Origin of the sequence: Legionella parisiensis, assembly GCF_001467945.1 — a bacterium.
In the GTDB taxonomy this organism is placed as follows: domain Bacteria; phylum Pseudomonadota; class Gammaproteobacteria; order Legionellales; family Legionellaceae; genus Legionella; species Legionella parisiensis.
In genome coordinates this window covers 516,858-538,441 of the sequence record NZ_LNYQ01000013.1, presented here as the reverse complement: position 1 = coordinate 538,441, position 21,584 = coordinate 516,858, and the positions used below count along the sequence as shown (strand labels likewise).

The window sequence follows — 21,584 nt, the reverse complement described above, 5'->3', positions numbered from 1 at the left end:
ACCTTACCTTGTAGCCGGGGTTGCGTCGCAGCCAGGCTACAATTTTTAAGATTTCTTTTTTATATTTTTTGCTGCATCTAAAAAGTCCTGCTCGTCCATATCAAAAAGAGTTGCAGCATACTTTGGAGCAACTTGTTTGAGATAAGCTCCCTGTTCCTGAAACCCTTGGGTTTCCTGCAAACGCTTTTTTAGCAAAGCATGCTTTTGCTTTATGGAGTTAAGATCCAAAGAAACGCTCTTATCAAGCGCAGCAATTAGTTTAGCGCGTAATGTACCTACATCAGCTCCCACATAGCTTTGAGCAATATCCTGTAAATAGCGAGTTTTACCTCCATAGACACGCCACACTAAAGCCCTATCTTGCGAATTAAATACTGTGACACCAGCAACAGCCTGAATCACCTCAGGACCGGATATTCCTATACGCCCTACTTCATTAATCACAAGATAATCCAAACACGCAGAAATAATTCCCATACCACCAAAAGCACCATTTTTCCCACAAATAACACCTACAGTAGTTACCCCATGGCGCCTTGCGTCAAAAACAGCACGAATCGTTTCAGAAATTGATATTTCTCCTGCATTGGCTTCATGTAAACGCACTCCGCCGCTATCAATGAGAAGAATTACTGCCTTAGCGCGGGTTGCGATTGCAGCTTTAAATAAACCGGTAAGTTTCGCTCCATGAATTTCACCCACTGCACCGCCCATAAAATCTTTTTGCTGGGCCGCGACAAGTACTTTGCTCTTTTGTAACAGGGCTGAACCAATGACGATGCCATCATCTGCTTCGCCTGGCAAATTTAAAGCAGCTAGATAGGGGCTATAAAGCTTTTCCTCAGCAAGCCACTCAGTGAATGAATCTTTATCAAAAATAACCTGGATCCGCTCACGTGCATCAAGCTCCTCATAATTACTTCCTATTTTGTGATTTCCTTGAAACTCTTCTAATGCCTGGCTTAGACGTAATAAAACGACTGCGGGTATTGCTCCATTATCATTAAGGGTAAATTGCAAACCAACAGGTTGGTGTTGATTTACAAAATCGTCAATAATCATCTTCCAAACTGTCTTATAATGATCAATTGCAGTCTGAATCGTAAAAATTGTCTCAGAAGTGGTATTTTCTTCAATAATGACTTCCAGATTGCCTGAGCCAACAACGCCACAAACAGTTTTTTTGCCTTGCAAACGCTCACCAGGAAGTGTAAAACGAAACTCCATTTTTTCCATATTCTTTACCTACCAATTTCTAAATTTTACAGGCGGTTCATACAAGCCCTTTGAGCAATCAACAAGGTCACGAATTGACTTGGCTGCCAATAAATCTCGAGTTGCATCAGAGGGCTTGATTCCTAAATCCTCAGGGCGCTTAATGACACCTCGTTGACGCAATTCCTCAACCTTTTTCCTATCGCGCATAACTCCAACTTCGGTATATCCTGCAATACCTCGAATAGCCTGTTCACGCTCCTCAAGAGTGCGACACCTCAGAAGATTAGCAATGCCTTCTTCCGTAACGACATGACTTATATCATCTCCATAAATCATCACGGCGGGCAAATCTGCTTTCATCGATTTTTGTAAAGCCCAGGCATCCAGTTTTTCAACAAATGTGGGTTGTGCTGAACCTTGGAACGTTTCTACCATTTGAATCACTAATTTTCTTCCTCGCGGCATTTTTAATCCCAGTGCCTCATTGCGTTCTTGGCCTGCTTTTAACCAGGCATAAGAAGAGTGACGTCGCCCAGGAGCATCACACCCCATGTTAGGAGCACCACCAAAGCCCGCGATACGTCCTTCAACAGCTGTAGAACTATTTCCCTCAAGATCCATCTGCAATGTTGCTCCGATAAAAACATCGCAAGCATAATGGCCTGATAATTGACCTAACATACGATTCGAACGCAAACATCCCTCTTTGCCTGTAAAAAAGACATCGGGACGGGAGACTGCGTAACGATTCATTCCTACCTCTCCACCAAACGGGTAAATGGTTTTTACAAATCCTGCTTCGATAGCAGGAATTAAAGTAGGAACAGGATTCACAATCCAGTGTTGACATATTTTTCCTTTTAGACCTAATGATTCAGCATAGGTAGGCAACAGCAATTCAATGGCACATGTATTAAAACCTACTCCATGATTTAATATATTCACTTGATAAGGTGCGTATATTCCTTTAATCACCATCATGGCCATTAATATTTTCACTTCATCAATGTGCGCAGGATCACGGGTAAAAAGTGGCTCGATATAAGATGCTTCCGGACCTTGAACAATGATATCAACCCAACCTGCCGGAATATCAATTCGCGGTAAGCGATCCACCACGTCATTGACTTGTACAACAACCACACCATCTTTAAAATTGGTTGCTTCGATAATAGCAGGGGTATCTTCTGTATTTGCTCCGGTAAATAAATTTCCCTCCCTGTCTGCTTTATCTGCCATCAACAAACAAACATTTGGAGTCAAATCGGCAACCAATCGTCCAAAAAGTTCATTATAAGTATGAATATTACCTATCTCGATCTTTTTATTTTTTACCATATCAGCAAGACGAGTTGATTGTGGGCCTGAATAAGAAAAATCGATTCGGCTTGCAATCCCTTTTTCAAACACATCAAGATGCTCTGGTAACGCAATAGCGGATTGGATCATATGTAAATGATTTATTTGCACAGGATTCAATTGAGTCATAGCAGCAGCCAAAAAATTAGCCTGCTTTTGATTATCACCTTCAATACATACTCGATCACCCGAGTGAATAAGATGTGAAAGCACTGTTATTATGTCATTCGCCTCAACAAATTTATTGTTCTTAAGATAAGGTTTAATCTTGGACAGACGTTTTAAATATTTTTTTTTATTCTGATCCCACATTATTGCTTCCTGCCTTATAATTTCTCGACTTTACTTTATCCCATTTTTTTCATGAAACAAAGAGAAGAGACCCTGAATAACCTTAGATCACCCTATCCTCTAGCATCTGTGGCCAATTCGCTCGATTGAGCCAAAATGGTTTGATTTTAGCGCTGTGAAACACAGCATAAATCAATCAGCATGCGAGATTTATAAGCCTATTCTTTGTGCAAGATGAACCCTAGTGCAACTTAAGTCTCGGTTTTACTCTACGGCTTAACAAATTCGATAGGGTAAGCAAAAAAACTCGCCACCAACCATATAAAGAAATTTGGTGTTGTTTGTATAATGATAAATAAAATAAACGCGCTAATTTACCTTCTATCATTAAATTTTTAGTAATTTTACCCATCAAATTACCTACTGCATACTGACTTAATGTAACCAAAGATCCATGATCACGATAATGATAAGGAGGTAAAGGCTTACCTTCTAAATATTTATCCAAATTTTTATACAGAAAACGAGCTTGCTGATGTGCAGCCTGCGCGCGAGGCGGCACCGTTTTATCCGAGTGGGTTTGTGGGCAACACGCACAGTCACCTAAAACAAAAATAGAATCGTCCAAGGTTGTTTGTAACGTTTGCTTTACCAGTAATTGGTTCATTTGATTAACCTCCAAACCATCCAAATGACACAAAAAATCTGGAGCCTTAATACCAGCAGTCCACACAATAAGATCAGCAGGAATAAATTGTGTTGATTTAGTATACAAGCCTTTTTCTGTCACTTCATTCACTTGTTCATTGACACAAACTCTTACACCCATACGCGTTAATTCAGTAAATACTTTTTCTGAAAGCACTTCTGGAAGCGCGGTCAACAATCTGTTTGCAGCCTCGATTAGAGTAAAAGAAATAATTTCGGATTGAATGCCAATTCCATAACTTATAATTTCGTGGATTGCATTATTTAATTCTGCGATTAATTCAATCCCAGTAGCACCCCCACCTACAATAACCAAATTAAATTGACTCTGTTGTGGTTGCTGGGAAAGGCGCATGAAATGATTTAATAATTCGCGATGAAAATAGACCGCTTGATGAATGTTATCTAAAAACAAACAATGCTCACGCACTCCCGGGATACTGAAATCATTGGCAACACTTCCCACGGCAATAATTAAAATATCGAATGAAAGCGTTCTCTTTGGAAGAACTTCTTGTTCGTGACTGTAAAATGGAGATAAATAGATTTCTTTTTTACCCCGGTCTAAACCTTCAAGTGCCCCTAAAACAAAATGAAAATGATGCGTTGCAGCATAAGCAAGGTAGTCAATTTCATTTTCATTTGTAAAGAAACTCCCTGCTGCAACCTCATGTAACAACGGTTTCCAAATATGGGTAGGCGTACAATCAACCAGGGTAATAGCAGCTTTGCCCTTTTTTCCATATTTATTTCCAAGTAATGCCGCCAACTCCATTCCTCCTGCACCACCTCCTACAATCACGATCTTTGGTACATGAATTTTATTTGGCATAAAAATCTTCCGCGGAATAAATTATTATTATAGTAGGTTCCGTTGATAATTTATCTTTCTACGCCCCGCAACTTGCTCTCGGGATCAAGTTTCGCTCTTAAATTACATGAAAAAACCTAGCGCTTATAAATTAAGTTCGGGTACGTACCACAGGTAAGTCGGACCAGCAACTAGTGTAGCGTAGTGGGCGCATTTGTAAACGAGAATCCCAAGGCCTGCCATTGCACCCTTCTGCTGCAAGATATAAGGTATTTCGACCAAATTTTTTATTCACTTTATCAAAAATGGACATAAAAATTCTGTCGCTTGTAAGTCAGGACGAAAAAGACGCTCACAGGATGCATAAAAATTATTGCAGTCAATTAATGCCTACATGGTTTAAGATATTTTGATTTGTGTACATAAATCAAAATGTAGGCTGAACGAGATAACTTGTAAATTATTATTTTGAGAAAGTTTTTGACAAAATCATTAGAGTCCAACTACATACCGCTAGCTTGAGCCTAATTTATTTGATTTTCAGCACATCGGAGCACAGAAAAAAATCAAACAATTTTAGCCAAGATATGAGATAGGTAGACCCTACTTATTCACAGTCGAACCTACACTCATGCAAAGGGATAATCTTGGTCTTTTTTATCCATTTATGTCCGATCCAAATCATTAAAAAAAGCGGCACACCACTATAAGAAATAAGCAAACCATACCAATCTTTGGGAGTTGCGATTAGAGCAGAATAATTCTGTCCGCTAATCACAATCATGCATACACCAAAAGCAAATAAAGGACCAAAAGGATATCCCCTAGCCAAATAAGGAAGTTGAGCTGGGTCTTTTCCCTGACGCAAGTAGGCTTTGCGGAAACGATAATGGCTTATCGCTATCCCCATCCAAGCAATAAATCCAGACAGGCTTGTTGCGTTGAGTAACCAAAAATAAACAGTCCCATTACCAAAAATGGAAGATAAAAAAGCCAACATCGCAACAACACTTGTTAAGGCTAAAGCATAGATTGGTATTCCTCTTTGATTAACCACAGAAAAAATTCGAGGAACATGGCCTTCCTTGGCAAGATGCCAAAGCATTCTGCTGCCAACATACATGCTTGAATTTGCGGTTGATATAATTGCAAGAAGAATCACCGCATTCATAATCATTGCAGCAAAAGCTTTATCATATTGTTGAAACACCAAGGTAAAAGGACTCATTACTACATCAGAACTGATTAATTGTGACGAAGTATACGGTATCAAAAGACTGATAATAAAAAGTGATAAAATGAAGAATATTAAAATTCGCCAAAAAACCATTTTTATTGCTTTGGGAATTGTTGTATCAGGATGAACACTTTCTCCTGCAGCAACGCCGATTAACTCCGTACCCTGAAAAGAAAAACCTGCTGCAACAAAAGCAGCAAGAATACCAATCCATCCGCTATGAAATGGAGCATCGCCAATACGCCAATTTTGGAATCCCCCTGCCTTATAATCTGTGAAACCGAAAATCAGAAAAAATCCGGTCACAATAAATAGAACAATGACCGAGATTTTAATAAATGAAAGCCAATACTCTACTTCGCCAAATGCTTTAGTTGATATCGCATTAAAGACTATTATCAGAAAGAGAAAAACTGAACACCAAAGAAATGATGAACTCTCAGGAAACCAAAAATGCATAATTAATGCGGAAGCCGATATTTCTGAAGCAATATAAATGGCACAGCTATACCAATAATTCCAACCTAAAGCGTATCCTAAAGAGGGATCAAAAAAACGAGCAGCGTAAACATAAAATGATCCACTTGTTGGCATGTATGCAGCCATTTCACCAAGGCCAGTCATCAAAAAATAAACCATGATCCCCATGATCAAGTAGGCAAGCAATGTACCACCTGGACCAGCCATGGATAAAGCATTACCACTGGCTAAGAAAATGCCCGTTCCAATCGAACCGCCCAATGTGATCATTCCCAATATACGCGCATTAAGCTTCCGTTGCAGCGAAGACTCTTGAGCTAAATCATGCATCATTCAATCCTTGAATTTGGGAAAAAGAGTAAGTACTCATACTACTATTAAGTTAAAGAATCATCTTTGCTCACTATTCGTTTATCTATTAATCATTAAGAAATTCGCAAAGCAGCCGTTGAAAATGATGGGTTCCCTGTTCTTTCGTGGGAGAAAAACGACCTGTTTCATAAAAACGAGAACGAATTCCCCGCTGAACTGACTCAACAACTGCCTCATCTTCACGTTCCACTTTATCCAAGTCACCACCAGCGCCTTTACCTAACTTGGTTTCATCAAGTACGTAGGTTAAAAATGAAACTTTAGTTAATTCAGGTCCCAATGGTTTCACCACATTTACAGAGCATCCCCACGGATAAAAATTAAGCATTGTATTTGGAAAAATCCAATAATAATAAGCTGCCACTTGCTTGCCATAGTCAGGTGAGTCTTTAGGTAAAGCAAAGCTCTCTTCCCCATGGCTGGCTAGAGCCAATTGCAAATTACAATAACGATAAAGCTCTGTAGTATAGGTGGTGCAATCAATCACTTTTCTTAATGAATGATGGACAAAAGGGATATGCAAAGCTTCAAGATAATTTTCACAATACAACGCCCAATTCGCTTTCACTAAATAGTCGCGTGAGCGATTTAAATCAAGACTCATTTTTTCCATAGGCAACCAGAAAAGACGTTCTTTAATATCAGCAAACACCTCCTTAAACGGCACTTGGGGCGCTAATGAAGCAAAAAGAAATGGTTCAAGACAATCAAATGGGATTTGCGGCAAATTATCTTTTGCAGTTGGGAAATTACAGGTTTTTTCGAATTCCGGCATATGCAGGAACTCACCGCAAAGATTGAATCGACGCCCATGGTAGGAACACTTAATTTTTTCGGCATAACATGGTGCTTCAATCAAAATATTGCCCCTATGGGTGCATACATTACTGAGACAACGAAAGCGGTTTTGTTCCTCACGCACAAATAATAAAGGTTCATCCAACAATCCTGGCAATAACATAAAAGGCACCAATTGCCCATCCAATCGCAAGCTTTCTGTACTGCAACAAAACTGCCAAGTCCTGGCAAATATTTTTTCTTTTGCTTGTTCGAAACAATCCAGAGACGTATAAAAATGTGCCGGCAAAGTAGAGGCTTTTGCTATATCGGGATCTACATAGAACTTATTCATGATCAACTTCCTTTTATATATTCCTGTCTATATTATTGGGCAGAACAACTTTGACGATATTAAATCACTAATCATTCTTGTTATCCATAGACCTTCCTGTATTGAGGAGCAATCAATACTGACAGGAACTGTCAGTATGATCTTTTACACTCAACTCTCCATTAAATTAAAAGGAGTTCTTATGTATCTTGATCCCAATTTAATCATTTTTTATGTTGATGCTCCCCTGCTTAGCGCCTCGTTTTATGAGCAGTTATTCAAGAGCCACCCTATTGAATCATCACCTACTTTTGTCATGTTTTTATTAAAATCAGGTATGCGTCTTGGCTTATGGTCAAAGCACACTGTTGAACCTCAGGCAACAGCACTTGGTGGTGGAGGAGAACTTTCATTGCAAGTGCAAAATGATCATGTAATTAACGAACTTTATACGTTCTGGCAACAACAGGGGATCCAGATTGCACAACCTCCGACAATGATGGATTTTGGCTATACCTTCGTAGCACTTGATCCAGATCATCATCGTCTTCGCATTTTTTCATTGAATCCAGAGAAAAGTGTCTCTTAATCCAACCAAAGAACAATTGGTTTTCGCTGACATTACTGAATACCATGCATAAAGCCTGAGTGCGTCATCCCTGCGAAGGCAGGGATCCATTTGCAATGTACATCTTAAACCTTAATAGAATTTTATTCCTCCAAAGGCAATGGAAATTAACTTACTTGAGCGATGCAATCCTATGTAGATTCATTTCAGCTCTATTCTATTTTGGATGAATAGATCCCCACCTTCTCAGGGGTGACCCTGACATTTCACAATTTTATGGGGAGCACTCAGGCATACGCGCTACGTAGGGAGCTTTATAAAAAATTATCTATTCTCTTTAGAAATGTAATGAACCGGCTGAAAAAAAGTACTATATAAATTATGATTATGTCATTGAGTATGATTAAGGATCTGCAATGAATGTGTTGGTTACTGGTGCTTCAGGTTTTATTGCTTCCCATATTGTCACCAAACTTATAGCGACCAATCATACAGTCACCTGCTGTGTGCGTGATGTTGCCTTCACCAAAAAATTGTTTCCCGCAGCACATGTCATTCTTTGTGATTTTATTAATGATAAATCCATCACTATCTGGTGCGAACGTTTGCAAGAGATCGATATAGTGATTAATTGTGTGGGAATTCTTTATCATCCCAATAACAAAGTAATATGGTCAATTCATTATGAGACCCCTCGGGTATTATTTGATGCCTGCGTGCACGCTGGGGTAAAAAAGATTATTCAAATCTCAGCTCTTGGGATAGAAACTTCTGATGTCGCTTATGCTCAAAGTAAGAAGGCAGCAGATGACTATTTGATTACACTACCTGTTCAATCCATTATTTTGCGTCCATCCCTCGTTTATGGCCGTGGTTCTTATGGAGGCACTTCTTTATTTCGTGGTCTTTGTGGATTTCCTTGGATTACTCCTGTACCGGGTAAGGGCACCCAGGAATTTCAACCCATTCACGTAGAGGATTTATCCAAAGCAGTCACCCAACTTATTGATCTGCCCTCAGAGCAAAATGTACTGTTAAACGCTGTAAGTACAAAACGCATCAATTTGAATAATATTTTAATCCAAATGCGATCCTGGCTTGGTTTCGCCAAATCAAAGTTATTTTTTGTGCCTGTAGGACTAATTCGCTTTGCTTCGCTTGTCGGAGATTTTATCCCTTACTCTGTCTTAAATACGAATTCTTATAAATTACTCATTCAGAATAATACAACAAGCCCCGAAGAGACCCAAAAATTCCAAGATACAATTGGTTTTGTACCTCAAGAATTTACTGAAGGGATATATCGTCATCCCAGTTCGATTCAGGATCGTTGGCATGCGCGACTATATTTTCTTAAACCCATTTTAAAGTTTAGTATTGCGTTTATTTGGTTATTTACCGCAATCAACTGTCTCTTTTTTTATCCTAAATCGGATTCCTTCCAACTTTTGGCACAAATTGGAGTCAATGCATTCTGGCAGCCCATCTTATTTTATAGCGCCAGCGTTCTTGATGCAGGTATAGGCTTCGCCGTATTGTTTATGAATCATCTAAAAAAAGTGGGTCTCTTACAAATCCTGATCATTTTAGGTTATAGTTTTATTTTAACATGGAAACTTCCTAATCTATGGCTTGAACCTTTTGCCCCATTAGCGAAAAACATTCCACTTTTGGCAGCCATATTAGTTTCTTTAGCCCTGGAGTCTGATCGATAATGCTCTATTTTTGGCTTAAATTTATTCATGTAATCAGTTCGACAATCCTTTTTGGTACGGGAATAGGAACTGCTTGTACCATGTTATATGGACACCGCACTGGAAAAACTCAAATCATTGCAGCTACAACACGCTATGTTGTGCTTGCAGATTGGATTTTTACTGGCACTTCCGGCTTTATTCAACCTATTACTGGGCTTTGGATGGTTTATTTAGCGGGTTATGCATGGACTTCATTATGGGTAATGGGATCGATTATTGGCTATTTTATTGCCGCATTTTGTTGGTTTCCAGTAGTATATCTCCAGATTAAAATGCGTGATTTTGCCGTAGAAGCCGAACAAAAAAATATGCCTTTGCCCCCTATATATTTTCGCTATTTTAAATACTGGTTTTGCTTAGGGTGGCCAGCATTTATTAGCCTGATTATTGTTTTTTATTTAATGACCAACAAACCTGCTTGGTTTTAAATAAATAGATTGGATGAAGCACAGCGAAACCCGGACTTCGGCCCCTTCACCCAGGCTATGATCTATTTACTCTTCTACTGCAATATCAATTTTTTCTCAACTGCCATTTCCTTTTTAGGAATCGAAATTTCCAGCACCCCTTGTTTGTATTTAGCGCTTATTTTTGTATCGTCCGCAGTTTGCGGCAAGCTAAAACGACGATAAAACTGCCCTTGGGGACGTTCCATACGAGTATAGCCATTTTTGTTTTCTGTTTTCTCGACGTGACGCTCACCACGAAGTGTTAAAATACTCTGTTCCAAGGATATTTGGATATCTTCTTTATTCACCCCAGGAATATCTGCAAATACCAAAAAGCGCTCTTTTTCTTCTTTAATATCTACAGGAGTCTTCCATGTACTTGTATCTACTACAGAAGAATCTGATTGTTGTCTGAAAAAATTATCCAATAAGGAACCAAGTTCGTTGTATACAGGAAAATAATTGTGTTTTATGATACTCATAACCCTTCTCCTAAACATCGTTCTACAAATTTATAAATAGAGACGCTTTATTAAAATTCAAGATAATAGTGTATGAATTGTAAGATTAAGTTATTATCAATAAAAGGAATGATTTCTAATTGAAACGGAGCATCACAATGCAACATCTGATAAAAATCTCGGCTTTAATGTTTGGTTTGACTTGTGCATTTACCAGCTTTGCAAGTTCATCTACCATAGAAGCATCCATTTTAGGTAAAACAATAACTCAAGAAAAGCAACGAAAAATGACCCCAAAACAAGCCCTGCAGCGCTTGAAAGATGGAAACCAACGTTTTTTAAACCATACCCAAATCACCAGAGATTATTTAAAACAAGCCTATCAATCTTCTTATGGACAATATCCTTTTGCAGTAATCCTCAATTGTATGGATTCACGTAGTGTGCCCGAACTCTTTCTTGATCAAGGCTTGGCTGATTTATTTACCTTACGTGTAGCCGGAAATATACTTAATGAAGATATTTTGGGTAGCATGGAGTTTGCAACTAAAGTAGTAGGATCACGTCTTATTGTAGTCTTGGCACATACTTCATGCGGTGCAGTAGTAGGAGCTTGTGAGGGAGCCCAACTCGGACATCTAACTGATGTATTAGATAAAATTAAACCCGTTGTGCAAACAAGTATGCAAGAACAAGGAACAAAAAATTGCGCAGATCCCAAATTAATTGATGCAATCGCTAAAGCTAATGCTCTAAATGTGGTCAGAGAAATACAAGAAAAAAGTCCAATACTTAAAGATTTAATTAGCAAAAAACAAGTAGGGATTGTAGCAGGTGTACATGATATCAAAACAGGTAAAGTAGAGTTTTTTGAAGAGAAACGTTCTCTTCCCAATTAAATATAATTCAGCCTGGGTGTCGCATAGCGAACCCAGGTTATATACCTTGATCACAGCTTTGCGTCACCACTCATGAAAAAGCCTCCGTTTCTACATAGAGTTTTTTAATAGTCAATACTGCGATAAAGCAAAGAATTGCACTCAGTGTTAGATAAAAGCTGGGAGCAAGATTATTGTTTAATGCCTCAATTAAATAAGTAGCAATAAATGGAGTTAAGCCTCCGAAAAAAGCGAATGCAAGATTATAAGAAATAGCAATCCCAGTATAACGTATAGAAACTGGGAATAGTTCAACCAGTAAGCTTGGATAAACCATGATGGCACTGCTCAAAATAGCAAAAATAAATAAGGCCGCAATCAACGATAAAGTCGTTTGTATGGATAAGGTAACAAATAAAATATAACTTAATAAAATAAAACCGACTACGCCAATTAAAAGAACCAATTTACGGCCCAAACGATCGGCACACCAACAAAAAAATATAAGCAACAAGGAATAAAAACCCAAATTAATCGTATTGAATAAAGTCGCTTGTTGTTTCGGATAAGCAAGGATTGTTGAAAGGTACGTAGGCATGTATAAAAATAATAAATTAATCATGACCGATCCCAAGCACGTTAGACCAATACCTTGTAAAATCTTTCGCCAATATAAAGTGATTGCATCAACAAAAGGCATGCGCGTATTTTCTGTTGAATTCTTGAATGCAAGGAATAAGGGGCTCTCAGCCAACTGTTTACGAATGTAGAAACTGAATATTCCAAGTAATCCGCCCAGTATAAATGGAATACGCCAACCAAAACTCAATAATTGTGCATTTGAAAGTTGATTCGTTAGAATTAAACTAATCATTGCGCCCAGAAAAATACCTAAATTGAGACAAGAAAAAATAACGCCGCAAGCAAGTGCCCTGGAGCGAGGATTTACGTGTTCGCAGGTAAAGGTTAATGCTCCTGGAATTTCACCGCCTATCGATAATCCTTGCAACAACCGTAAAAAAATTAAAAGGATACTCGAAAAAATCCCTATATGTTGATACGTTGGTAAAACGCCAATAAGAACCGTTGGAACAGCCATTAAGATGACCGAAAAAATAAATGTTTTTTTACGGCCGTATTTATCTCCAAAATGGCTAAAAGCGACACCTCCTAATGGACGAACCAAATAACCAATGGCGAAAACGGCATATACACTCATTAACGAGGCCAATTTATCGGTTTCTGGAAAAAAAATCTGACTGATTATCGGCGCAAAAATAACGTAAATTACAAAATCATAAAACTCCAATGCACCGCCCAAAGAAGCAAGAAAAATAATTTTTCGTTCACTGGCTTTTAATTTCAACTCATGCACCTGTAAATCCTTTTTCATGGCAAAGCTGTAAAATAACATAACTTTTAATTACGCTCATGATTTTTTTAAAATCAGGGTGCTTTCTCACACTTTAAGAAATAGCTCTTTATCTTAAGTTTTAGTAACATCAATGAAAACGACTCATTTTTTTCGCCAAAAGATGAAAAACAATTCTTTTTCAGAACAGATTATTCAGCGCGTTGAGGCAGCTATTACTCAAGCTCAAATTGATGCTTATAAAAAAGATGGTGCTGTTTGTATTCGTCAAATTCTAAGTTCCCTAGAAATAGAACTACTTCGAACCGGCATTGAACTCAATCTGAATTCCCCCAGTCCCAGAGCTAAAATTGCAAGTAAAAATGATGATCCGGGACGATTCATTGAAGACTTTTGCACTTGGCAAATGAATCCTCATTATCAAAAATTTATTTTTGAGTCACCAGTTAGTCTCATTGCCGGAAAACTCATGGATAGTAAAAAAACAAGACTGTATCATGATCATCTTCTGGTTAAAGAACCTGGTACGCGGCAACGAACCCCATGGCACCAAGATCAACCCTATTACAATATTGCAGGAATACAGAATTGCAGTTTATGGATACCAGTCGATCCAGTGCCTCGTACCTCCACTTTGGAGCTTATCGCAGGCTCTCATTTGGGACCATGGCTCATGCCTCGTTCTTTTATGGATAACCAAGCAAAATGGTTTCCGGAGGGAAGCCTCGCTGATCTCCCTGATATTGACTCAAAACGCGAAAATTACCCAATTATTGGCTGGGATATAACTCCTGGAGATGTAGTGTGTTTTCATATGCTCACGCTCCATTCTGCAAGTGGGGTAAATTGCAATCAACGACGAAGGGTATTCTCCGTGCGTTTTCTTGGTGACGACATTACTCATGCACCACGAAATTGGGTAACATCACCCAATTTCCCAGGTCTAAGCGAACAGCTTCCAAAAGGTGCACCAATGGACCACCCTTTATTTCCTGTAATTTGGGAATATTGATCTGGAATTGATTAAGGACTATCCAGGTTCTAGCTTGGTATATGGATTACATAAGTAACCACACCCCAAATCACTAAATCCTGTCCATCCGTATTATCAATCGGTTTATATTTTGGATTTTCTGGAAGAAGCTGTACCCGGCCTCCTATTTTAGATAAACGCTTCACAGTCAGCTCACCATTAAGTGCGACAATAACAATTTTTCCATGCTGTGCTTCAAGGCTCTTGTCAACAATCAATAGATCACCCAAATGAATACCTGCATCAGTCATTGAGTCACCTGTTGCGGTCAGAATAAATGTCGCCGCAGGATGTTTTATCAACTGCTGATTTAGATCTAAGTGATGTTCAATATAATCATCACCTGGAGAAGGAAATCCCGCTTGAACTTTGCTGAAATAAAGAGGTAATTTGTATGCTTTAGATTCTTTTTCCAATAGTGCATGAATTTCCGGAAGACGAGATACAGGAATACGTATTGCTTTAGTTGGTTCTAATCCATACTTTCCTCTTCCTAAAGGACGCCCTACTCCTTCTCGTTTACCTCCACGTTGACTCAACATACCTCTCATTTGAAAATCAATGAATAAATGGCTGCATTGTAAATAATATATCTTAGCAATTATTGAAAACAATACTCTAACTTTTTGCTCGCATACATGATAGAAAAAGAAAATACTAAAATAGTTGTAAATTTTTGCATTAAAAATTCTGTTTTTTTTCTTAAAAATGAGCAATACTTCTTTCTGAATAAATCGTGGTAAAACCTATGGTAAAAATAAGGCCTTTTCTTAAGTGGGCAGGTAGTAAATACAACTGTCTGGAAAAGATTATTCCCTTTCTTCCTCCGGGTAAACGTCTCATTGAGCCTTTTGCTGGCTCAGGTGTCGTTTTTATGAATACGAATTATTCTTCCTATCTGTTGGCTGAAAGTAATATTGATTTAGTCTATCTTTTTACTACATTACAACGAAATGGAAACGCATTCATTCAGCATTGTGAAACCTATTTTAGCCCAGAATTCAACCGCAAAGAAAAATATTATCAGCTCCGGTCTGATTTTAATATGTCCATTCACTCACCAGAAAAATCTGCACTTTTTCTTTACCTAAATCGACACGGTTATAATGGATTATGCCGATATAACTCCAAAGGAATTTATAACGTTCCTTTTGGACTTTACAGCAAACCTTATTTTCCACACAAAGAAATGCAACTTTTTCATTTGAAAAGTCAACAGACAGAATTCATCCATAATGATTTTAGAAAAACGTTTGAATATGCCGAACGGGGCGATGTGATTTATTGCGATCCCCCTTATGTACTTCTTTCAGAGAAATCACACCATTTACCCTACACAAAAAAACTGTTTACAACAGAAGATCAACTCGAGTTAACGGAGTTAGCTAAAGAAACAGCTGCTAAAGGCATCCCAGTTATTCTTTCCAACCATGATACTGAGTTTACTCGATACCACTATAGAAAAGCCGAAATTAAAAGTTTTCCAGTATCACGTTTTATTAATTGTCAGGGATCGCTACGCCGTCCGGTAAAAGAGTTAATTGCAATATTTAATTAATTCGCAGCGAAACCGTAAAAGCTCCAGGTCACCCAGGTTAATGTTTACTTCCAGGTTGCGAGAAAATACGGCCGTTCCGATGGGTGCTGAGCACTTAAGCGAAACCCAGGTTTCGCTGTGCTTCGCCCAGGCTACAAGGATAGATTAATTAATTAATTAATTGGATGATCTTTATGATCATGATCTTTGATAAAAAAAGCAAGGATAGTAACGAGTAATAATGAAAGTGGTAATATCGATAAAGCAACCTGATAATCTACGACTGTATAGATATGCTCTCCCTCTACAATGCCGCTATCTCCAAAAGTATCCAGTAACTTACCAACAAGCGGTTGGAAAATAACACCGCCAAGAGTTACTATCATGTTTGTTGCTGCAAATACCGTACCTGATAATTGAGCACCACTGCATTCCTTGGCCATGATAAATACGATAATTTCTGTCGCACTAAATACGCCATATAAAAACAATAGGACATTCAAGCTCATGTAGGATAGGCCAGGCCAGTACAATACGATGCTAATACAAATCAAGGCTAAAATTGCACCTAAAACCAAAGGCAACAAACGTCTTCCGGTACGATCCGATAAATATCCAGCAATAGGAGCACCAACAGCCCAACCCAAAAAAACTGCAGAGACAGTTCTGGCAGCTTCAACTTTAGTCAAATTATGTGCTTGTTCCAAATACGTTTTTCCCCACAACTCACCAAATACAGACAATGATGTATACAAACAGGCTCCTACAAAACCAATGAGCCAAACTTCTGGAGACATTAACACTTTAAGAACATTTCTAAAGAATTCGGGTAAGGGATGTTTATTGGACTGATGCCCTTCAGGTCCATCACGAACCACGAGAAACATCAATACGCTCAATCCTGAACCTACAATGGCTATAAAGAATAATACAGACTCCCAGCCGATACGCTCAGACCATTCAGTAATCTTCACTTCACCATATACAAGCCCTAACATTCCTAAAGTAGTCATGAGACCCGCCATTAAAGAAAAATAGCGTCTAGGCAGCCAATGTAACGCAAGAGACAATACACCGACAAAAGCAAAGGAAGAACCAAAACCCACTAAAAAGCGTCCCGCCCCCACCAAAAACATGGATGAGGTCAGGGTAAACATCCAGGAACCAATGGTACAACATACACAAGCAAAGGTTAGAAGCCGTCGGGGACCAAATCGATCCATAAGCATTCCCACAGGCATTTGCATCGGTGAATATGCAAAGTAATATAAGGCAGATATTTGGCCAAAAGTGGTCGCTGAAATATGCCCTAACGCAATGCTTAGTTCGGTTTGTAAAACCCCGGGAATAATGCGTAAAATAAACTCATAGCAATAAAAAATAGCCCCTACAAAGCATATAAACATGCCAAAAAACAATTGCTTTCTTGAAACAGTATCATTTAGGCGCATGAGCATGAGTTTCCTTTAAAAAGAAAGTTAATGAAGCTGCAATAAGCATACTTATCGGTATAAAAGCCAGTGCAATGCGGTAGTCAGTCATGTTGTATAATTTGTTAACATTTTCAACAGCCAAAGCTGAAGGTAGTGAAGTACCACTGCGTATGGAATAACTGAAATCTAATAAATGCCCTACCAGAGGCTGCAGCAACATACCGCCTAACATGACAATCATATTGGTAAACGCCATAGCTGTACCTGCAGCTTCACCAGGACTCAACTCCCTTCCAACAGCAAATACAATAGCTTGCGCACTATAAAATAATCCTAAGAAAAACATGAGTATCTGCACATTAGTTTCAGTCAAGCCAGGGAAATACAAAATAACCAACATAAGTACGGTGGCAACACTAGCACCTACGAACATAGGAAGCTTTCTGCGCGCTATTCTGTCAGAAAAATATCCCATCAGCGGAGCACCTACAGTAAAACCTAAGAAAAGTAATGAGTTCGCCAAGCCTGCACCATGTGCTGATAGACCATGAGCATTTCTTAAATAGGGAATCCCCCATAATTCAGCAAAAACAGTTGTAGGTAGATAAACCATACAGCCGTACAATCCATTAATCCATATTTGTCTATTACTGATTATTATATTTAAATCAATTAGACCTGTTCTAAAACTAGAAACCGTACCGCTTTGCCTGTATCGCCCTTTTTTATCATGAATTCCTAACCATAATACAAAGGTTAATGCAATTCCAAAAAAGGCAGTCATATTTAAAGTTTTAATCCACCCTATCTGGGTAACAAAGATCTCTAAAAGATTATCACCTAGCATAGCTCCTACTGTCCCTAAAGCGGAAGTGATGCCAGAAACCATAGCGAGCTTATTCTCAGGCAACCAGATTGTAGCAAGTTTTAATACCCCCACAAAGGCAAATGCCGAACCTAATCCAACTAAAAATCGTCCTGAAGCTGCAATCCAAAAAGAGGTTGTACTGGTGAATAAAAATGTTCCAATCACGCAAATCAAACAGGCAAAAGTTAATAATCTTCGAGGACCGTAGCGATCCATCATAATCCCTACAGGCAATTGCATGGGGACATATGCATAATAATATACCGATGAAATATGCCCAAAACCTGTGGCTGATAAATTAAAATGCTCACGCAAAGCGGTTTCCATTGCACTAGGCGCTATTCGAAGCAAATATTCATAACTGTAAAACAAAGCCCCAAGACCACAAATAAGCCATCCAATTAATGCGTAATTTCTCCGGTTTTCAGAAAGCAAAGTAATCTCCTTAACTATTTGGTTAAGCAAAGGCAAGCACTGTCAATGCAACAGTTAAAAGCCCTTAGCTGTATAATTCACTTATTATCCTGAGCGCAACCCGATACATCTCATACGGCATACTGCTACACCTTGAGGCCTGCATTCAGGATGCTACTACTATTCTAAATTACTACTTACTTGATTTGCGCCGCTCGCTATTGCAGCCTGAGCTACAGCAGCAGGAACTCGTTCTCTTAAACGAGGATCTATAGGCTTAGGTATAATGTAGTTAGGGCCAAAATCCCAATACGTAACACCTGGGTAATTATCCTTCACTACCTGGGGGACGGGCTCATGCACCAGTTGACGAATTGCTTCAACTGCAGCAATTTGCATTGATTGATTAATACACTTGGCGCGTACATCCAGCGCACCACGAAAAATATAAGGAAAACATAACACATTATTAACTTGATTAGGATAGTCGCTACGCCCAGTGGCAATGACCAAATCATCACGTACTTGAAAAGCTAATTCAGGTCTAATTTCAGGATCTGGATTCGACAAAGCAAAAATAACAGGTTTAGGTGCCATCAATCGTAATAAATCGGCATCTAATAAATTCGGCTTGGCAACCCCAATAAAAACATCAGCATCAACAAGTGCATCTGCTAAAGTGCGACATTCAGTAGTACGTGCAAAAGCAAATTTATACGCATTTAAATCAGCTCGTCCAGAATGGATAACCCCTTTGGTATCCAAAAGCAGCATATTTTCTTTATTGGCACCTAAAGCTACAAGCAATCGCATGGAAGCAATTCCTGCTGCTCCTGCTCCAATACACACAATTTTTGCTTCAGATAATTTCTTTTGCTGCAATTCAAGAGCATTAAGCAAAGCTGCTGCAACAACTATTGCGGTACCATGCTGATCATCATGGAATACTGGAATATTCAATTGCTCAATTAAAGCCTGCTCAATTTCAAAACACTCTGGAGCCTTAAGGTCCTCCAGATTAATCCCCCCAAAAGTGGGTGCAATACGTTTTGCTGTAGAAATAAAAGCTTGCGAATCATGAGCATCAATTTCTATATCAAATACATCAATGCCAGCAAAACGCTTAAATAAAACTGCCTTACCTTCCATTACTGGCTTACTGGCAAGAGGTCCAAGATCTCCCAAACCCAATACTGCAGTGCCATTAGTCATAACAGCAACTAAATTTCCTTTATTCGTGTACCGATAGGCGTCTTCAGGGTTCTCTGCTATTGCAATTACAGGTGCAGCAACACCAGGTGTATAAGCCAGCGACAAATCACTCTGAGAGTCAGTTGATTTGGTAACATGGACACCGAGTTTTCCAGGAGTTGGAAACTCGTGATAATCTAATGCACATTGCTTTAAAACTTCATTATCCAAAGTACTTACTCTCTTTCAAGTGAAAACAAAACTTAAGTAAGGTTTAAAATCCTACTATCCATTTGCCAATTCATTTTATCCAAAGTGCCATAGGCACACAAACTTTTGGCTATATACTCTTAACAGTAATTAAGAGAAAAAGCCATGAAATGATGGGATTGGGACAAGAATTGAACGTGAAGAACCTATAAGCAACGCAAATTAGCATTGTAGGAACATTCTGTCAATAAGTTATACTTCGAGTGAAGTATAATAAAAAGGCGCAAAGATAACGCGCCCTTATTTCTTTTCTTCTTTAGCAGCTTGAGTAGAACGCTGGCTATAACGATCGCGGAACTTCTGAACACGCCCCCCAGTATCCACCAATTTTTGCTTACCAGTATAAAAAGGATGACATTGTGAGCATACTTCAATGTTCAAATCTTTACATAATGTTGAACGGGTTTCGAATTCCTCGCCACAGCTGCATGTTACTTTAACTACTTTATAATCTGGATGAATTGATGCCTTCATAATACTACTCTCTTAGTTTTAAATGAGTATCGCCACCTGAACTCAACGTCAAGCACCATACTCGATACAAATGACGCAAAACAATAGCAGAAAAATTCCTGTAAAGCAATTTTTATTAAAATAGTACTACAGTAATTTTACAAGATACATTAAACTCACTCTATCGTTCCATAATAACGTTGTTCGCTTATGTGAAGCGACAAAAATGCGGACTAATCTTGTTATTCTAATGACCTGCTGATAATAATATAGACCATAATTGAACACATAAAACCCATGTTGAATTATAAATGCACCTATAAAATGCAATCCATATGATGAGTTGGACTACGAAGTATAACTAAAGCATGGATAGATAAAGGAATGGATGGTTTTTTATCTGAATATGCTAAAGACTTTGCTGAGAGTAAATGGATAGGGTTTGTTAAAATCTGTAACGATCTTGGTAATCTTGATGAGGTGTATTAAACTTTCCTACTAAAGTCAAAGCAGGGCAAACCTACCTAATGAATCATTCCGATCTAAAAAACGAACAATACTCACCGGAAAATATTGGAGTTCTAAAACGAAACCCAACTTAACCCCAGAAATCTGACACGAAAATACATTCACCAAGCCATATGGGATGAAGAATAATTATTTAACTCAATTTTATATATAAAAATGACTATATTTTAATTAATTTGCAACAAATTAATAATGATTGGTCTACGCTTATAAAAACGATTTAATTTAACAGGAGTTAAAATGAAAAAACTGGCACTTTATAGGCTCGAAACACCTAATGACCTTGATGTCAAAGATCGTCGGAAAATTTCCGAGGCTGTTAACCCCCTCTTGGCCGATACATTTGCCTTATTCGTTAAAACCAAGAATTTCCATTGGCATATGACAGGACCCCATTATCGTGATTATCATCTTCTATTAGATGAACAAAGCGACCAAATTTTTGCTATGATAGATGTTTTAGCAGAGCGTGTACGCAAACTTGGAGAAAAAACAATCCATTCTATTGGGCAGATCAAAGAATTGCAGACCCTACATGACGTTAACGAAACCTTATCAGCAGATGACATGCTGCACAATCTTCTGGAAGATAATAAGAGTTTTTTAAAAAATATGAGAAAAGTTCATGAGGTGTGCAGCAAGAGAGATGATTTTGCCACAACCAGCATCTTAGAAGTTTATATTGATGAAACAGAACGGCGAATTTGGTTTTTATTTGAAACGTTACAAAATAAATAAAAATGAACGATCAAATGAGAATATAGAGAAGCGAAACGAAAAAACTA

The 21,584-nt window shown here is 38.4% G+C and carries 20 protein-coding genes; 7 read left to right on the top strand and 13 right to left on the bottom strand.

Annotated features, from left to right (window positions below; translation table 11 throughout):
- Window positions 1–45 precede the first annotated feature (45 nt).
- From Lpar_RS08475 to Lpar_RS08455, 6 genes are all read right to left on the bottom strand, one after another.
- A complete protein-coding gene (locus tag Lpar_RS08475) occupies window positions 46–1,236 on the bottom strand; it encodes a biotin-independent malonate decarboxylase subunit beta (RefSeq protein ID WP_058517533.1) in 1,191 nt (396 codons plus the stop codon).
- A 9-nt stretch (window positions 1,237–1,245) separates the two neighbouring features.
- Window positions 1,246–2,889: a malonate decarboxylase subunit alpha gene (gene mdcA, locus Lpar_RS08470; RefSeq protein WP_058517532.1), complete on the bottom strand. Its 1,644-nt coding sequence runs from the start codon at window positions 2,887–2,889 to the stop codon at window positions 1,246–1,248.
- A gap of 220 nt (window positions 2,890–3,109) precedes the next feature.
- A complete protein-coding gene (locus Lpar_RS08465; RefSeq protein ID WP_058517531.1) occupies window positions 3,110–4,408 on the bottom strand; it encodes an NAD(P)/FAD-dependent oxidoreductase in 1,299 nt (432 codons plus the stop codon).
- 130 nt (window positions 4,409–4,538) lie between these two features.
- A complete protein-coding gene (locus tag Lpar_RS18470; RefSeq protein ID WP_237759371.1) occupies window positions 4,539–4,700 on the bottom strand; it encodes a DUF4113 domain-containing protein in 162 nt (53 codons plus the stop codon).
- A 294-nt stretch (window positions 4,701–4,994) separates the two neighbouring features.
- Entirely contained in the window at window positions 4,995–6,437 is a 1,443-nt protein-coding gene (locus Lpar_RS08460; protein WP_237759370.1) for an amino acid permease, read from the bottom strand.
- Window positions 6,438–6,522: 85 nt separating this feature from the next.
- Window positions 6,523–7,608, bottom strand: coding sequence for an SRPBCC family protein (locus Lpar_RS08455; protein WP_058517529.1), 1,086 nt, complete (start codon window positions 7,606–7,608; stop codon window positions 6,523–6,525).
- Between the two features lie 181 nt (window positions 7,609–7,789).
- Here Lpar_RS08455 and Lpar_RS08450 point away from each other — a divergent pair, with 181 nt between their 5' ends.
- The 3 genes from Lpar_RS08450 to Lpar_RS08440 all read left to right on the top strand — a co-directional run bounded on the left by Lpar_RS08450 (window position 7,790) and on the right by Lpar_RS08440 (window position 10,340).
- Entirely contained in the window at window positions 7,790–8,176 is a 387-nt protein-coding gene (locus tag Lpar_RS08450) for a VOC family protein (RefSeq protein ID WP_058519217.1), read from the top strand.
- Window positions 8,177–8,571: 395 nt separating this feature from the next.
- A complete protein-coding gene (locus Lpar_RS08445) occupies window positions 8,572–9,870 on the top strand; it encodes an NAD(P)H-binding protein (protein ID WP_058517528.1) in 1,299 nt (432 codons plus the stop codon).
- A complete protein-coding gene (locus Lpar_RS08440; protein WP_058517527.1) occupies window positions 9,870–10,340 on the top strand; it encodes a DUF2269 family protein in 471 nt (156 codons plus the stop codon). Before Lpar_RS08445 ends, Lpar_RS08440 begins: the two co-directional genes overlap by 1 nt.
- 74 nt (window positions 10,341–10,414) lie before the next feature.
- Here the strand turns inward: Lpar_RS08440 and Lpar_RS08435 are convergent, their stop codons facing one another.
- Window positions 10,415–10,843: an Hsp20/alpha crystallin family protein gene (locus tag Lpar_RS08435; RefSeq protein WP_058517526.1), complete on the bottom strand. Its 429-nt coding sequence runs from the start codon at window positions 10,841–10,843 to the stop codon at window positions 10,415–10,417.
- Between the two features lie 167 nt (window positions 10,844–11,010).
- Here Lpar_RS08435 and Lpar_RS08430 point away from each other — a divergent pair, with 167 nt between their 5' ends.
- Window positions 11,011–11,721 (top strand): carbonic anhydrase family protein, encoded by a 711-nt coding sequence (locus Lpar_RS08430; protein WP_420324267.1) that lies wholly within the window; start codon window positions 11,011–11,013, stop codon window positions 11,719–11,721.
- Window positions 11,722–11,791: 70 nt separating this feature from the next.
- Here Lpar_RS08430 and Lpar_RS08425 read toward each other — a convergent pair whose 3' ends face one another.
- Window positions 11,792–13,075 (bottom strand): MFS transporter, encoded by a 1,284-nt coding sequence (locus Lpar_RS08425; RefSeq protein ID WP_237759369.1) that lies wholly within the window; start codon window positions 13,073–13,075, stop codon window positions 11,792–11,794.
- A 130-nt stretch (window positions 13,076–13,205) separates the two neighbouring features.
- On the opposite strand from Lpar_RS08425, the gene Lpar_RS08420 reads away from it, so the two are divergent.
- Window positions 13,206–14,084 (top strand): phytanoyl-CoA dioxygenase family protein, encoded by an 879-nt coding sequence (locus tag Lpar_RS08420; protein ID WP_420324261.1) that lies wholly within the window; start codon window positions 13,206–13,208, stop codon window positions 14,082–14,084.
- A gap of 29 nt (window positions 14,085–14,113) precedes the next feature.
- Here Lpar_RS08420 and Lpar_RS08415 read toward each other — a convergent pair whose 3' ends face one another.
- Window positions 14,114–14,644, bottom strand: coding sequence for a LexA family protein (locus Lpar_RS08415; RefSeq protein ID WP_058519215.1), 531 nt, complete (start codon window positions 14,642–14,644; stop codon window positions 14,114–14,116).
- Window positions 14,645–14,853: 209 nt separating this feature from the next.
- On the opposite strand from Lpar_RS08415, the gene Lpar_RS08410 reads away from it, so the two are divergent.
- Window positions 14,854–15,663, top strand: a complete 810-nt coding sequence (locus tag Lpar_RS08410) for a DNA adenine methylase (RefSeq protein WP_058519214.1) — start codon at window positions 14,854–14,856, stop codon at window positions 15,661–15,663.
- 152 nt (window positions 15,664–15,815) lie between these two features.
- Here the strand turns inward: Lpar_RS08410 and Lpar_RS08405 are convergent, their stop codons facing one another.
- The 4 genes from Lpar_RS08405 to rpmE form a co-directional block, all read right to left on the bottom strand.
- Entirely contained in the window at window positions 15,816–17,093 is a 1,278-nt protein-coding gene (locus Lpar_RS08405) for an MFS transporter (RefSeq protein ID WP_058519213.1), read from the bottom strand.
- Entirely contained in the window at window positions 17,080–18,378 is a 1,299-nt protein-coding gene (locus Lpar_RS08400; RefSeq protein ID WP_058517523.1) for an MFS transporter, read from the bottom strand. Before Lpar_RS08400 ends, Lpar_RS08405 begins: the two co-directional genes overlap by 14 nt.
- A 159-nt stretch (window positions 18,379–18,537) precedes the next feature.
- A complete protein-coding gene (locus Lpar_RS08395; protein ID WP_058517522.1) occupies window positions 18,538–19,779 on the bottom strand; it encodes a malic enzyme-like NAD(P)-binding protein in 1,242 nt (413 codons plus the stop codon).
- A 279-nt stretch (window positions 19,780–20,058) separates the two neighbouring features.
- Window positions 20,059–20,292: a 50S ribosomal protein L31 gene (rpmE, locus tag Lpar_RS08390; protein WP_058517521.1), complete on the bottom strand. Its 234-nt coding sequence runs from the start codon at window positions 20,290–20,292 to the stop codon at window positions 20,059–20,061.
- A 747-nt stretch (window positions 20,293–21,039) separates the two neighbouring features.
- Between rpmE and Lpar_RS08385 the strand changes: the two genes are divergently transcribed.
- A complete protein-coding gene (locus Lpar_RS08385; RefSeq protein WP_058517520.1) occupies window positions 21,040–21,537 on the top strand; it encodes a Dps family protein in 498 nt (165 codons plus the stop codon).
- Window positions 21,538–21,584 lie beyond the last annotated feature (47 nt).